This is a genomic window from Brachybacterium hainanense (genome assembly GCF_042434575.1).
Lineage (GTDB): Bacteria > Actinomycetota > Actinomycetes > Actinomycetales > Dermabacteraceae > Brachybacterium > Brachybacterium hainanense.
In genome coordinates this window covers 45,836-60,678 of record NZ_JBHLSV010000025.1, presented here as the reverse complement: position 1 = coordinate 60,678, position 14,843 = coordinate 45,836, and the positions used below count along the sequence as shown (strand labels likewise).

The following is a 14,843-nucleotide window of genomic DNA, read 5'->3' as shown; positions in this document are numbered from 1 at the left end:
GCCGCCGGCGAAGCCTCCTCCGGCGCGCCGGAGGAGGCTTCGCCGGCGGCGGCGGCCCTCGTGGCGGACGCGGCGGACGCGGCAGCACCCAGGGCGCCTTCGGCCGCGGCGGCAAGCCCGCGCGCTCGCGCAAGTCGAAGCGGGCGAAGCGCCAGGAGTTCGAGCAGATGCAGGCTCCCGCACCGGGCGGCGTGCAGATCCCCCGCGGGGACGGCTCGACCGTCATCCGCATGCGTCGCGGCGCCTCGCTGAGCGATTTCGCGGACCGCATCGACGTCAATCCCGCGTCGCTGATCACGGTCCTCTTTGCCCTCGGCGAGATGGCCACCGCCACCCAGTCGCTGGACGAGGACACCTTCGAGCTGCTCGGCTCGGAGCTCGGCTACCGGATCGAGATCGTCTCCCCGGAGGACGAGGAGCGCGAGCTGCTCGAGCAGTTCGACATCGACCTCGAGGCCGAGCTCGAGGACGAGGACGACGAGGACCGCCTGCCGCGGCCCCCGGTCGTCACCGTCATGGGCCACGTCGACCACGGCAAGACGCGCCTGCTCGACTCGATCCGCCGCTCCCACGTGGCGGCGGGCGAGGCCGGCGGCATCACGCAGCACATCGGCGCCTACCAGGTGTCCGTGGAGCACGAGGACGCCGAGCGCGCCATCACCTTCATCGACACCCCCGGTCACGAGGCCTTCACGGCCATGCGTGCCCGCGGTGCCAAGGTCACCGACATCGCGATCCTCGTGGTCGCGGCCGATGACGGCGTCATGCCGCAGACCATCGAGGCGCTCAACCACGCCCAGGCGGCGAACGTGCCGATCGTCGTGGCGGTCAACAAGATCGACAAGCCCGAGGCGAACCCGGACAAGATCCGCCAGCAGCTGACCGAGTACAACCTGATCGCGGAGGAGTACGGCGGCGACACCATGTTCGTCGACGTGTCCGCACGCGAGGGCCTGAACATCGACACGCTGCTCGAGGCCGTCCTGCTCACGGCGGATGCGGCCCTGGACCTGCGCGCCAACCCGGACAAGGACGCGCGCGGCGTGTCCATCGAGGCGAACCTGGACCGCGGCCGCGGTCCGGTGGCCACGGTCCTGGTCGAGCAGGGCACCCTGCGCGTGGGCGACGCGATCGTCTGCGGCACGGGCTACGGCCGCGTGCGCGCCATGCTCGACGAGAACGGCGAGGCCGTCGACGAGGCGGGTCCGTCCCGTCCCGTCCAGGTGCTGGGCCTGACCTCGGTCCCCGGCGCCGGTGACTCCCTCCTCGTCGCCGCCGACGATCGGACCGCACGTCAGATCGCCGAGAAGCGCGAGGCGGCCAAGCGTGCCGCCGCCCTGTCGAAGGCGCGCAAGCGCATCAGCCTCGAGGACATCAACAAGGCCATGGCCGAGGGCAAGGTCGAGACCCTCAACCTCATCCTCAAGGGCGACGCGGCGGGCTCCGTCGAGGCGCTCGAGGAGTCCCTGCTGGGCATCGACGTGGGCGAGGGCGTGCAGCTGCGCATCATCGACCGCGGCGTCGGCGCGATCACGATGAACAACATCAACCTCGCCGTCGCCTCCGACGCCGTGATCATCGGCTTCAACGTGCGCGCCGAGGGCCAGAACGCGGAGTACGCCGACCGCGAGGGCGTGGAGATCAAGTACTACAGCGTGATCTACCGGGCCATCGAGGAGATCGAGCAGGCTCTGCAGGGCATGCTCAAGCCGGAGTACGAGGAGGTCGACACGGGCTCCGCGGAGATCCGCGAGATCTTCCGGTCCTCCAAGTTCGGCAACATCGCCGGCTCGATCGTCCGCAGCGGGGAGATCCGCCGCGGCGCCCGGGCCCGTATCACCCGCCGCGGCGTGGTGGTCACGGAGAACCTCGAGATCGCGGGGCTGCGTCGCTACAAGGACGACGTCACCGAGGTCCGTGAGGGATACGAGTGCGGCATCAACCTCGGCTCCTTCAACGATCTGCAGCTCGAGGACGTCATCACCACCTACGAGATGCGCGAGAAGCCGCGCGCGGCCGGCGGCAAGTGATCCGTCTGCCGGGCGCCTCCGGAACCGGGGGCGCCCGGCAGGTCCGCCGACCTGTCAGGAGAGGGAGCCGATGAGCACGACCCTGCTCGCCCTGCGTGCCCCCTCCGCCAACAGGGTCTACACCGATGCGGCCGGTCCCCTGGCCGCGGCCGAGGCCCGCTGGGTGCTCGGGACCCGCTTCCCCGGGGCGGTGGTGCACGAGCGCCTCCTCGCCGGGCACGACCATCTCGAGATCACGGCGGACGCCCCCCGAGAGCAGCTCCTGCCCGTGGTCTCCCTCCTCTCGAGCACGATGGCGCTGTACGAGCCCGTCGACGTCCCGGACGAGCCCGCGCCGCTGCTGCGGCCGGTGCCGCTCGCTCCGGTCCTGCACCACAGCAGCGACCTCGAGACCACCCTGAAGTACCCGGGCAAGACGAACGAGCAGTTCACCGCCCTCCTCATCAATCTCGCCGCGTCCCTGAGCGAGAACCGGGACCGCCTGCTGGACGGGACCCTCGCACTGCTGGACCCCATGTGCGGACGCGGCACGACCCTGAACCGCGCGCTCCGTCTGGGCCTCAGCCCGACCGGCGCAGACCTCGACCGCAGGGACACCGACGCCTACCGGACGTTCCTGCTCGCCTGGCTGCGCCAGCACCGTCTGCGGCACACCTCGGAGGCCGGGAGGCTGAGCCTGCGTGGGGCGAGCATCGGGACCCGGTTCCGCGCGGAGCTCGCCGCGGACAAGGAGACCCTGCGCGCCGGCGGCGGTCAGAGCGTCACCGTCCTCGGCACGGACACCCTCGCCCTCGGCGACCTGCTCCCGGACGGCCGCACCGACGCGATCGTCGCGGACCTGCCCTACGGGGTCCAGCACGGCGCCCACCATGGTGCGTCCCTGCAGCGCTCCCCGCTCGAGGTGCTGCGCGCGGCCGCCCCCGTCTGGCGACGCCTCATGCGTCCCGGCGCCGGCATGGCCCTCGCGGTCAACCGACGCACCGCCGACCATGCCGAGGCGTCCGCCCTGCTCGCTGATGCCGGGCTCCAGCTCCTCAGCGCGGACGGCGCCTTCCGCCACCGCGTCGACCAGGCCATCGACCGCGATGTGCTCCTCGTGATCCGCAGCGACCATCCACGCGCCGACATGCTCCGTGCTCTCGGCGCCCCAGACCCGAAGGACTCCCATGTCTGAGAACCCCCGCGCCCGCAAGCTCGCCGACCGCATCAAGGTGATCGTGGCCACCGCCCTCGACACCCGCGTGAAGGACCCGCGCCTCGGCTTCGTGACCATCACCGACGTCCGCGTCACCGGCGATCTCCAGCACGCCTCCGTCTTCTACACGGTCTACGGCACCGACGAGGAGCGCGAGGGCACGGCCGCCGCGCTCCGCAGCGCGACCGGCATGCTCCGCAGCGAGGTGGGCCGTCAGACCGGCGTGCGGCTGACCCCGACCCTCGAGTTCTTCGCCGATGCGATCCCGGACAGCGCCCGCACCATCGAGGACCTCCTGGTCGAGGCCCGCCATCGCGACGCCGAGCTCGCCGGTCTCAAGGACGGCGCCCAGTACGCGGGCGAGGCCGATCCCTACCGGCAGCCGCGCGAGCTCGAGGACGAGACCGTCGACGCCGACGGCGAGCACGCGGACGGCGAGGACCCGCGGGCGTGAGCGCGCCCCACGGCATCCTGCTCGTCGACAAGGCGCCGGACCGGACCAGCCATGACGTGGTCGCCCGCGTCCGGTGGCTGCTGCACACCAAGAAGGTCGGCCATGCCGGGACCCTAGACCCGATGGCGACCGGACTGCTCGTGCTCGGCATCGGTCAGGGCACCCGGCTGCTCACGCATCTGGTGGGGCTGTCCAAGACGTACACGGCCACGATCCGGCTGGGCCGGGGGACGACGACCGACGACCGCGAGGGCGAGGCCCTCGGCGAGCTCGTGGACGCGAGCGGTATCGCGCCGGAGGCCCTGGAGGCGGCCCTCGCCTCCCTGCGCGGGCCGATCCTGCAGGTGCCCTCGACGGTGAGCGCGATCAAGATCGACGGGAAGCGGGCCTATGCCCGGGCCCGGGCCGGCGAGCAGGTCGAGCTCGCCGCCCGTCCGATCACGGTCAGCCGGTTCGAGGTCAGGGCGCGCCGCTCGGAGGGTCCGTTCCTGGACCTCGACGTGGTCGTCGGATGCACCTCCGGCACCTACGTGCGAGCCCTCGCCCGCGATCTGGGAGCAGCCCTCGGCGTGGGCGGGCATCTCACGGCGCTGCGGCGCCGCGCCGTGGGGCCCTTCGACGTGGCGGACGCCGTGCACGTGCCGTCGCGCGGGGAGGCGGAGGACGCCGCCGTCGCGCTGCCCCTCCGCGGCCTCGGGGCCGTTGCCTCCCAGGTCATGCCGAGCCTCGTGCTCGACGAGGAGGCCGCGCGCGATCTGGGCCACGGCAAGCAGGTCCCCGTGCCGGACGGGGCGCCCGCGCAGGAGGCCGGGGGAGAGGACCCCCGCTGGGCGGCCCTGGACACCCGGTCCCGGCTGCTCGGGATCGTCGCCCCGGCGCAGGGCGCCGCCGTCCTGCAGCCGGTCCTCGTGGTGCCTCCCGAGGCCCGCTGCTGAGGGACGCTCCGGCACGGCGACCCCGTCCGACGGGGAATGCGCGAGGGCCCCGATGATCCGCGGATCATCGGGGCCCTCGCGGCGGTGCCGGCTCAGCCGGGGAGGATCACCAGTGGGACTCCACCCGCGTCCCCTCGGATGCCCAGGAGTACAGCCACTTGGCGTCGGACACCCGCATGTTCACGCATCCGTGCGAGCCGGAGTACCCGAAGGAGGAGCGCCACGGCGCACCGTGGAAGGCGTATCCGTTGTGGAAGTACTGCACCCACGGGACATCCTCGGTGTAGTAGTAGCGCGGGTCGTCCTCGCCGTACCGGGAGGCGTTGGTCATGTCCTGCATCTCGTAGCGGAGGTAGATCTCGTACGAGCCGGTGACCGTCTCGTAGCCCTCCTTGCCGTCGACCATGCTCTTGGGACCCCAGACGGGGGTGTCGCCGACGTAGGCGGTCACGGTCTTGTTCGCGAGGTTGACGTCGATCCACTTCTCGCCGGTCGGCTTCGGGGCCTCGGTGGTGGGCGCGGGCGTCGCGCCGGCGGCCTTGTCGTCGGCGGGCTTCTCCGCCTCGGGGGCCTTGACCTGCGTGACCTCGGCCTCGGAGGTCTTGGTCTCGAAGGCCGCCTCGAGCGGGGTCGTGCCCGTCATCGAGGCGATCAGCTGATCGGAGACCGCATCGGTGTTCGTGATCTCGAGACCGTTCTGCTTCTCGGCGACGACCTTGACGACCTTGCCGCTCGCGTCGACCTGCTCGATGCCGTCCTTCGCCTTCACGGCGTCCTTGTCGGCGCGGGTCGCGACCCATTCGCGCACCTCGTCCTCGTCGACCGTGATCGCGAGCGCGTCCGCGGACTCGTTGGGGGCCACGGTGATCCACCCGCTGCGACGCTTCGAGGAGACCTCGTGCGTCGCGCCGTCGGGGCCGGCGATGGACATGGGCTGCTCGAGCATCGCGTCGATCTGGTCGACGACGCCCTGCGCCTCCTCGGTCGTGATCGCCGGGGAGATCTCCTCGATCTCCTGCTCGACGGAGAAGTCCTCGAGGGCCGGGGCCTGGGCGGAGACGGCGGCGACGAGACCGGAGGGCTCCACACCCTGGCCGGGGGTGCCCTCGACGACGCTCCACGTCTCCTCGTCCTCGTCGTAGACGACCTGCGCGTCCACGGGCACGGTGCGGTCGGCGGGGACCAGGGAGGTGGCGTAGGCGGCGACGGCGGCCTCGTCGACGGCGACCACGGGCTCGACGACGCGCTCGCCCTTCCAGGTCGAGCTGATGACCGCGGGGATCGAGCCGTCGTGCTCGACGGCGGCCTGGGCCGTGGCCTCCGCGTCGACGCTCACGCCGAGCTCGGCGAGGGTCGCCTCGTGCGCGGTCCCGTCGGCGGTGACGGTGACGGTCACGCCCGCGGCGTGCTCGGTGATCGCGGCGGCGATCTGCTCGGCGCTCTGCCCGGAGACGTCCGTGCCGAGCACGGTCGTGCCGGGGAGGGCCTTGCCGGAGAACTGCTTGGCGTAGGCGAAGGCGCCGCCGGTCAGGACGACGGCGATGACGGCCAGGATCGCCACCACGATCAGCACGAGGCGGCGTCGGCCGGAACGCGCGACGGGCCCGGACGGGCCGCCGAGCGACGCGGCGTCGGTCACGTTCGACATGTGTTCGTTCGCTTCCTGGCGGCATACGGTCCCGCGCGCAGCGCTGCGGGGACGTCCAGAGGGCCTTCCCCAGAGCCGCCTTTCCCGCCCACGATACCGGACGGTCAGGTTCGACCGGGTGGCCCGCGACACGCGAACCGTGCCAGATGCGCCACGTGGACGCGGGGCGCCGGGCGCCTCCCGGGCCGTCCCGGCGGCGCTACAGTGGTCTGCGGCCTCCCGGGCAGGCGCCCGCCGGCCCCCCGCACCCCGCCGGAAGGACAGGAACCCCCTCGTGACACGAGCCCCGCTCTGGCACTCCCTCGACGAGGTGCCCGCCGACCTCGGCGCGACCGCGGTCACCATCGGCAACTTCGACGGGGTCCACCGGGGCCACCAGGCGGTCCTGGCGCGACTGCGGGCAGCCGCCGAGGCACGCGGGCTGCTGCCCGTCGCCCTCACCTTCTGGCCCCACCCGCGCCATGTCATGGGCGACCCCGCGGCCACGCCGCTGCTGACCGCCCACGAGGACCGCGATGCGCTGCTGCAGGAGACGGGGCTCGCCGGCGTGCTCGACCTGGCCTTCACCCGAGCCTTCGCCCAGCACAGCGCCGAGGACTTCGTCCGGGTCTTCCTCGTCGAGGGGCTCGGCATGCGCTGCGTCGTGATGGGGGAGGACTCTCGCTTCGGGCGGGGCAACCAGGGCGATCTCACGACGATGCGCGAGCTCGGCGAGCGCTTCGGCTTCGACGTCGTGCTCGTCGAGGACCAGGGGCACGAGGCGCACGTCGGCCCGCCCGCGCGGCTCGCCGCGGACGCCCCGGCTCCGGTGCGCGAGGTGCACCGCGAGCTCGCGGCGGCCCATGGCTCCGATGCCGGCCGCACCGGGAGGGATCGCGTCTCCTCCTCGGAGATCCGCGAGGCGCTGCTCGCCGGGGACGTCGAGGCGGCGAGCATCCTGCTGGGCCGGTTCCACACCGTCGCCGACGAGGTCCATCACGGCTTCAAGCGGGGGCGCGAGCTGGGCTTCCCCACGGCCAACCTCGGCCCCGCCCCGCGCGGACTGGTGCCCGCGGACGGCGTCTACGCCGGGCTCCTCACGGTGCTCGAGCAGATCCCCGCGCATGCCGGCGCCCCCCGCCTCGTGCGCGTGCCCGCGACGATCTCCATCGGCACGAACCCGACGTTCCCGAGCCGGGACGGGATCGCCCCCCGTATGGTCGAGGCGTACATCCATGACCGCGAGGGCCTGGACCTCTACGGGGACGTGGTCTCCCTCGAGTTCGTGGCCCGCCAGCGGCCGACCGTGACCTTCGAGAGCGTCGAGGCGCTCGTCGTGCAGATGGAGCGCGACAAGGACGTGACCCGTCGCACCCTGGCCTCGGTTCCCGGCCTTGAGGCCGCTCGTCCCTGATAGGCTTCCCTCGCCGTGAATTCGGCCGCGGAGAGACGTCTGCGTCCCCGTGCTCACGCCCGGCCCTGCGCCGGGCGCGCGCACGTCGGGCCGGCGCCTCGTACAGAGAGCCCGGGAGAACCAGCCCCGGAGCGCCGCGCAACGACCGAGGGAGAGAGCATGGCTTTCGATACTGCCACCAAGCAGGAGATCATCAAGGAGTACGGCACGAGCGAGGGCGACACCGGCTCGCCCGAGGTCCAGATCGCGCTCCTGACCCACCGCATCACCTACCTGACCGAGCACCTCAAGACCCACAAGCACGACCACCACACGCGTCGTGGTCTGATGCTGCTGGTCGGTCAGCGCAAGCGCCTTCTGCAGTACCTGCAGAACGTCGACATCGAGCGCTACCGCTCGCTGATCAAGCGTCTCGGCATCCGCCGCTGACCCCCTCGCCGCCGCTCGTCCTCCGGGACGGGCGGCGGCGCGGTTCCCGGCCGGGACGACCCGGCCCGGACCTCATCACCCAGAACGCCCCCGCCTCCGGTCCGGTCCTCGGCAGAGGCCCGCGGATCCCGCCCCGCGCGCAGCTCCGCGAGCATCTGACGATGGCCGTACCAGGAGGGGCACCCCCTATCCGAGGAGAATCCCCATGGCCATGGAAGGCCCTGAGATCACCGCCACCACCGCCGTCATCGACAACGGCTCCTTCGGCCGCCGCGAGGTGCGCTTCGAGACCGGCCGCCTCGCCCAGCAGGCCGCCGGCGCCGTCGCCGTCTACCTCGACGACGACACCATGATCCTGTCCGCCACCGCGGTGTCGAACAAGCCCAAGGACCAGTTCGACTTCTTCCCGCTCACCGTCGACGTCGAGGAGCGGATGTACGCCGCGGGCCGCATCCCCGGCTCCTTCTTCCGTCGCGAGGGCCGCCCCGGCACCGACGCGATCCTCGCCTGCCGCCTCACCGACCGCCCGCTGCGCCCCGCCTTCGTCAAGGGCCTGCGCAACGAGGTCCAGGTCGTCCTGACCGTCATGGCCTGCGCCCCGGACGACGCCTACGACGTCGTCGGCATCAACGGCGCCTCCGCGTCCACGCAGATCTCCGGCCTGCCCTTCTCCGGCCCCATCGGCGGCGTGCGCATCGCGCTCATCCCGACGGCGACCGGCGGCCAGTGGGTCGCGTTCCCGACCTTCGCGCAGCTGGACGAGGCCGTCTTCTCCATGGTCGTGGCCGGCCGCATCGTCGAGGACGCCGCGGGCGGCACCGACGTCGCGATCATGATGGTCGAGGCCGAGGCGACCGACAACTCCTGGAGCCTCATCAAGGACCAGGGCGCGATCGCTCCCACGGAGGACATCGTGGCCGAGGGCCTCGAGGCCTCCAAGGTCTTCATCCGCACCCTGTGCGAGGCGCAGCAGGAGCTGGCCGCGAAGGCCGCCAAGCCCGTCCGCGAGTTCCCGCTGTTCCTGGACTACCAGGACGATGCGTACGACATCGTCGCCGAGGCAGCCACCGAGCGTCTCTCGCAGGTCATGGCGATCGCCGGCAAGCAGGAGCGCGAGACCGCCACCGAGGAGCTCCTCGCCGCCGTCTCCGCCGAGCTCGCCGAGAAGCTCGAGGGCCGTGAGAAGGAGATCACCGGGGCCTTCCGCGCGCTGACCAAGAAGGTCGTGCGCACCCGGGTCCTGACCGAGGGCGTGCGCATCGACGGCCGCGGGCTGCGGGACATCCGCCAGCTCTCCGCCGAGGTCGAGGTCCTCCCGCGCGTGCACGGCTCGGCGCTGTTCGAGCGCGGCGAGACCCAGATCCTGGGCGTCACCACGCTGAACATGCTCAAGATGGAGCAGCAGATCGACTCGCTCTCGCCGGTCGACCGCAAGCGCTACATCCACCACTACAACTTCCCGCCGTTCTCCACGGGCGAGACCGGCCGCGTCGGCTCCCCGAAGCGCCGCGAGATCGGCCACGGCATGCTCGCCGAGCGCGCCATCACCCCGGTGCTGCCGGGCCGCGAGGAGTTCCCCTACGCGATCCGCCAGGTCTCCGAGGCCCTGGGCTCCAACGGCTCCACCTCGATGGGCTCCGTGTGCGCCTCGACCCTCTCGCTGCTGAACGCGGGCGTGCCGCTGAAGGCGCCGGTCGCGGGCATCGCCATGGGCCTCATCTCCGACACGGTCGAGGGCGAGACCCGCTACGCGGCGCTCACCGACATCCTCGGAGCCGAGGACGCCTTCGGCGACATGGACTTCAAGGTCGCCGGCACCTCCGAGTTCGTCACCGCGATCCAGCTGGACACCAAGCTCGACGGCATCCCGGCCTCCGTGCTCGCCGGCGCCCTGTCGCAGGCCCGCGAGGCGCGCCTGGCGATCCTGGACGTCCTCGGCGAGGCCATCGACGTCCCGGACGAGATGAGCCCGAACGCCCCGCGCGTCCTCGCGGTCACCATCCCCGTCGACAAGATCGGCGCGGTCATCGGCCCCAAGGGCCAGATGATCAACCAGATCCAGGACGACACGGGCGCGGACATCACGATCGAGGACGACGGCACCGTGTACATCGGCGCGACCGACGGCCCGTCCGCGGAGGCCGCGCGCAGCGCCGTCAACGCGATCGCGAACCCGCAGGTCCCCGAGGTCGGCGAGCGCTACCTCGGCACCGTCGTGCGCGTGGTCGACTTCGGCGCCTTCGTCTCGCTCACGCCGGGCAAGGACGGGCTGCTGCACGTCACCCAGCTGCGCAAGCTGAACGACGGCAAGCGGGTCGACAACGTCGAGGACGTCGTCAAGGTCGGCACGAAGATCGAGGTCGAGATCCGCGAGATCGACGCGCGCGGCAAGATCAGCCTCGCCGTCGTCGAGGACGAGAAGGCCGCGGAGGACGCGCCGGCCGAGGCGGTCGCGGCCGAGTGAGGCCATCGGTCCGGCTCCGGCCGGGCCGCTGACGGAGGGCGGCACCCCCTGCGGGGTGCCGCCCTCGCGCCGTCCCGGAGCAGGGCACCGGCGCTTCATCGGTCACACTCCGCCGCGGCGCCTCGGCGCGAGCTCGGGGAGCATGGAAGGATCGGATGATGCCCCTCGACCTCCCGCTCGACGTCCCCGGCTCCGATCTGATCCTCGATCCGGAGGCGCGGATCCGTCGGAGCCTCCTGCCCGGGGGAGTGCGCCTCCTGACCGAGACCGACCGCTCCGTGCGCAGCGCGAGCATCGGCTTCTGGCTGCCCGTCGGCTCGCGCGACGAGACCCCGCAGCACGCGGGATCCACCCATGTCCTCGAGCACCTCCTGTTCAAGGGGACCGCCCGCCGCAGCGCCATGGACATCGCGGCCGCCTTCGACGAGGTCGGAGGGGAGTCCAACGCGGTCACCGCGAAGGAGCACACCTTCTACTACGGCCGCGTCCGCAGCACGGACGTGCCCATCGCCGTCGACGTCCTCACCGACATGCTCACCTCGAGCCGGTTGGCCGACGAGGCGCTCGAGACCGAGCGCGAGGTCATCCTCGAGGAGCTCGCGATGGCGGCCGACGATCCGAGCGACATCGGCTACGAGACCTTCCTCGAACAGGTCATCGGCCCTGGGACCGCGCTGGGACGACCCGTCGGCGGGACCGCGGAGACGGTCGGCGCCCTCCATGGCGAGGACGTCCGCGCGCACTACCGCACCCACTACCGGCCGGACTCCCTGGTCGTCACCGCGGTCGGGGACCTCGACCACGACGAGCTCGCGCGGATGGTGCTCGAGCGCCTGGCCGAGGGAGGCTGGGAGCTGCCGGACGGGGCGCTGCCCGCTCCCGGCCGCGCGCCCGCCCCGGGGCGGCGGGAGACCGGCACCTCCGCGGTCGCGGAGCTCGTCCCGCACCGTCTCGGACGCGACACCGAGCAGGTCCACGTGTATCTGGGCGGACCCGGCCTGCCCGCCACGGACCCCCAGCGCCATGTCATGAACGTGCTCATGTCCATCCTCGGCGGCGGCATGTCCTCGCGCCTGTTCCAGCACATCCGCGAGGAGCGGGGCCTCGCCTACAGCGTCTACTCCTTCAGCGGCGGCTACCGCGAGGCAGGCCTGTTCGGCATGTACGCGGCCTGCCGCCCCGCCCGCACCGAAGAGGTCGTCGCGCTCCTGCGCGAGGAGCTCGCCGAGCTCGGGCGCAGCGGACCGGCCCCGGAGGAGATGCGTCGGGCGCTGGGGCAGATCACCGGCTCCCTGGCGCTGGGCCTCGAGGACACCAGCAGCCGGATGGGACGCCTGGGCAGCACGGAGCTGATCCACGGCCGCTACGCGAGCGTCGATGAGACGATCGGGCGGATCGCTGCTGTGAGCGCGCAGGATGTCCAGGAGCTCGCCCGCACCCTCGCCGGCTCGTTCACGACCCGCGTCGACATCGGCCCCGCCGTCTGAGCGCCGCCCCCGACCCCGGAAGGACCCCCGATGACCAGCACCCCCATCCCCGTCGCCGTGCTCGGCCCGAACGGCCGCATGGGCAGCGAGGCCTGCCGCGCCGTCGACGCCGCGGAGGACCTCGAGCTCGTGGCCCGGATCGGTCGCGGCGATGATCTCGACGCGGCGGCGCAGGCCGGGGCGGAGGTCGTCGTCGACCTGACGGTCCCCTCGGCCGCGAAGGCGAACGTGCTGTGGGCTCTGGACCACGGCATGCATGCCGTGGTCGGCACCACCGGCTGGGACGAGGACGCGCTCGCCGAGGTCCGCGAGGCCCTCGACCGGAATCCGCGGCTGGGCGTGCTCATCGCTCCCAACTTCGCGATCGGCGCCGTGCTCGCCATGCGCTTCGCGGAGATCGCCGCCCGCTACTACGAGAGCGCCGAGATCATCGAGCTGCACCATCCCGCGAAGGTCGACGCCCCCTCGGGGACGGCGCGCCACACGGCCGCCGCCATCGCCCGGGGCCGGGCGGCCGGAGGTCTGGGCGCGGTCCCCGATGCGACCGAGACGGATCCCCTGCGCGCTCGCGGGGCGGTCGTCGACGGCGTGCACGTCCACGCGGTGCGGCTGCGCGGCCTGGTCGCGCACGAGGAGGTGCTCTTCGGCGGCGTCGGGGAGCAGCTCACGCTGCGCCACGACTCCTTCGACCGGGTGAGCTTCATGCCGGGCGTGCTGCTGGGCATCCGCGAGGTCGCCTCCCACCCGGGTCTGACCCTGGGGCTGGACGGCTATCTGGAGCTGGGCTGACCCGATGCGCCAGAAGCTGCTCGTCGGCGCTCTCGTGGCCGTCTCCGCCGCCTACGCCTGGGGTCTGCTGTGGCTCGCCTGGGGGTTCTGGCGGGCCGGAGGGCCGATCGGCTGGGGGCTCGCCCTTGCCACGGCGATCCTGCTGCTGCTCACCATCTGGGTGACCTGGCGGGAGCTGCTGTTCGGCCTGGCGTCCGCGCGGCTCGACCGCGCCTATGCGCAGCAGGAGGATCCTCCGACGGGCCCCCCGGAGCCCCGCGCGGAGTTCGAGCGCGCCCGGGCCGCGATCCGAGAGGCCGAGGCCGCCGGGGGCGCGGCGGACTGGCGGGCCTGGTTCCGGCTGGGCCTCGCCTACGATGCGATGCGGGATCGTCGGCAGGCACGTGCCGCGGTGCGCCGTGCCATCGCTCTCGAGCGCGCCCGCTGAGGGCCGGATATGAGACGGTGGAGCCATGCCTTCCCCTTCCCCTGATGACGACGGGCCCGATCTGGTCGTCGACGCCCTCCTGCTCGACATGGACGGCACCCTGATCGACTCCGGCCCCGCGGTCCAGCGGTGCTGGAACCAGCTGTTCGCGGAGCTCGGCAGCGAGCGCCGCTTCGACCACAGCCTGCACGGCGTCCCCGGGCGGGAGGTGCTGGCCCGCGTGTTCCCGCACTTCGATGCGGAGCAGACGCGGACGGCCTTCGAGCGCGTGCTGTCCCTCGAGCTCTCGGACATCGACGGGATCCGCGTGCTGCCGGGCACCGAGCGCCTGCTCGCCGAGCTCGATGCGGCCTCCGCGCTGCTGGGCCGTCCCGCCTGGACCATCGTCACCTCCTGCACGGCGGACCTGTTCGCCGCGCGCTGGGCCACCACCGGTCTGCCCGTTCCCCCCTCTCTCGTGACCGCGGACCAGGTGGCGCGCGGCAAGCCCGACCCGGAGCCGTACCTGCTGGGAGCGCGTCGGCTGCGGGTCGACCCGGCCCGGACCCTGGTGGTCGAGGACTCCCTGGGCGGACTCGCCTCGGCCCGGGCGGCCGGTGCACGGACCCTCGCGCTGGCGACGACCTCCCCGGCCGCGGAGCTCGCGGGCGGGGCCGATGCCCTCGTCGCCGACCTCGAGGGCGTGCGCGTCCGAGCGCACGAGGGCGGGCTCCGGGTCGAGCTGGGCGTGTGATCCGGACGGCCGACCCGTGCGGGCGCTGCCGTGACCGGTCCTCCGCCTGCACTACCCTGGAGGCCATGAGCGATATCGTCTTCCGGTCCGACGTGGACGTGCACCTGGTGCGCTGCTCCGCGCAGGACGGCGACGTGGTGTTCGCGGCACGGGTGTCCACGCAGGGGGAGCAGACCCTCGCCCTCGCCGGCGGCGAGGCGACGGATCGCGATCGCGGCCTGATCCGGTACCTGATGCGGGACCGTCACGGCAGCCCCTTCGAGCACACCTCGTTCACGTTCTACGTCGAGGCGCCGATCTTCGTCTTCCGCGAGTTCATGCGTCATCGGATCGCCTCCTACAACGAGGAGTCGGGGCGCTACCGCGAACTCCGGCCCGTCTTCTACGTGCCCGGGCCCGGACGAGCGCTCGTCCAGGTCGGGAAGCCGGGGGCCTACGAGTTCGAGCCGGGCTCGCCGGAGCAGCACGCGGCGGTGGACGCGGCGGTCAGGGAGCAGTCGGCATCGGCGTACGCCGCCTATCGGGATATGCTCGCGACCGGAGTCGCCCGTGAGGTCGCCCGGACCGTCCTGCCGGTGAACCTGTTCTCGTCGATGTACGTGACCATGAACGCACGCAGTCTCATGAACTTCCTCAGCCTGCGGACGCGACGCGAGGGATCGGCCTTCCCGTCGTTCCCGCAGCGCGAGATCGAGATGGTCGCCGAGCGGATGGAGCAGTTCTTCCGCGACGCGATGCCGCTCACCCATGCCGCCTTCGACGACGGCGGTCGCATCGCCCCCTGACCTCGTCGATACCTGCCGTCCCGCTCCGCGGACGACAGACCCAGTTCCGCGGGCCCGTCCCGCAGCGGGCTCCG

General features: G+C 72.5%; 13 protein-coding genes. 12 read left to right on the top strand and 1 reads right to left on the bottom strand.

Annotated features, from left to right (window positions below; translation table 11 throughout):
• The 4 genes from infB to truB form a co-directional block, all read left to right on the top strand.
• The coding region (gene infB / locus ACFFF6_RS16430; RefSeq protein WP_376982567.1) for a translation initiation factor IF-2 at window positions 1–2,030 on the top strand (2,030 nt) is incomplete at its 5' end.
• Window positions 2,031–2,100: 70 nt separating this feature from the next.
• A complete protein-coding gene (locus tag ACFFF6_RS16425) occupies window positions 2,101–3,204 on the top strand; it encodes a TRM11 family SAM-dependent methyltransferase (RefSeq protein ID WP_376982566.1) in 1,104 nt (367 codons plus the stop codon).
• A complete protein-coding gene (rbfA, locus tag ACFFF6_RS16420; protein ID WP_376982565.1) occupies window positions 3,197–3,679 on the top strand; it encodes a 30S ribosome-binding factor RbfA in 483 nt (160 codons plus the stop codon). Before ACFFF6_RS16425 ends, rbfA begins: the two co-directional genes overlap by 8 nt.
• Complete coding sequence (gene truB / locus ACFFF6_RS16415; protein WP_376982564.1) at window positions 3,676–4,614, top strand: tRNA pseudouridine(55) synthase TruB; 939 nt, start codon at window positions 3,676–3,678, stop codon at window positions 4,612–4,614. The genes rbfA and truB overlap by 4 nt, the downstream gene beginning before the upstream one ends.
• 106 nt (window positions 4,615–4,720) lie before the next feature.
• Here truB and ACFFF6_RS16410 read toward each other — a convergent pair whose 3' ends face one another.
• Complete coding sequence (locus ACFFF6_RS16410) at window positions 4,721–6,262, bottom strand: L,D-transpeptidase family protein (RefSeq protein WP_376982563.1); 1,542 nt, start codon at window positions 6,260–6,262, stop codon at window positions 4,721–4,723.
• A 274-nt stretch (window positions 6,263–6,536) separates the two neighbouring features.
• Between ACFFF6_RS16410 and ACFFF6_RS16405 the strand changes: the two genes are divergently transcribed.
• From ACFFF6_RS16405 to thyX, 8 genes are all read left to right on the top strand, one after another.
• The gene (locus tag ACFFF6_RS16405; protein WP_376982562.1) at window positions 6,537–7,655 is read left to right on the top strand and encodes a bifunctional riboflavin kinase/FAD synthetase; all 1,119 of its coding nucleotides are present in this window, start codon (window positions 6,537–6,539) and stop codon (window positions 7,653–7,655) included.
• 159 nt (window positions 7,656–7,814) lie between these two features.
• The gene (gene rpsO, locus ACFFF6_RS16400) at window positions 7,815–8,084 is read left to right on the top strand and encodes a 30S ribosomal protein S15 (protein WP_376982561.1); all 270 of its coding nucleotides are present in this window, start codon (window positions 7,815–7,817) and stop codon (window positions 8,082–8,084) included.
• Between the two features lie 211 nt (window positions 8,085–8,295).
• Window positions 8,296–10,548 carry a polyribonucleotide nucleotidyltransferase gene (locus ACFFF6_RS16395; protein ID WP_376982570.1) on the top strand — a complete coding sequence of 751 codons (2,253 nt, stop codon included), beginning with the start codon at window positions 8,296–8,298 and terminating at the stop codon, window positions 10,546–10,548.
• A 158-nt stretch (window positions 10,549–10,706) separates the two neighbouring features.
• The gene (locus ACFFF6_RS16390) at window positions 10,707–12,035 is read left to right on the top strand and encodes a M16 family metallopeptidase (protein ID WP_376982560.1); all 1,329 of its coding nucleotides are present in this window, start codon (window positions 10,707–10,709) and stop codon (window positions 12,033–12,035) included.
• A gap of 30 nt (window positions 12,036–12,065) precedes the next feature.
• On the top strand, window positions 12,066–12,824 hold the full coding sequence (dapB, locus tag ACFFF6_RS16385) for a 4-hydroxy-tetrahydrodipicolinate reductase (RefSeq protein WP_376982559.1): 759 nt from the start codon (window positions 12,066–12,068) through the stop codon (window positions 12,822–12,824).
• 4 nt (window positions 12,825–12,828) lie between these two features.
• Window positions 12,829–13,251 carry a hypothetical protein gene (locus tag ACFFF6_RS16380; RefSeq protein ID WP_376982558.1) on the top strand — a complete coding sequence of 141 codons (423 nt, stop codon included), beginning with the start codon at window positions 12,829–12,831 and terminating at the stop codon, window positions 13,249–13,251.
• A 25-nt stretch (window positions 13,252–13,276) separates the two neighbouring features.
• Window positions 13,277–13,984 carry an HAD-IA family hydrolase gene (locus tag ACFFF6_RS16375; protein WP_376982557.1) on the top strand — a complete coding sequence of 236 codons (708 nt, stop codon included), beginning with the start codon at window positions 13,277–13,279 and terminating at the stop codon, window positions 13,982–13,984.
• 65 nt (window positions 13,985–14,049) lie between these two features.
• A complete protein-coding gene (thyX, locus tag ACFFF6_RS16370; RefSeq protein ID WP_376982556.1) occupies window positions 14,050–14,769 on the top strand; it encodes an FAD-dependent thymidylate synthase in 720 nt (239 codons plus the stop codon).
• The last annotated feature ends 74 nt before the right edge of the window (window positions 14,770–14,843 follow it).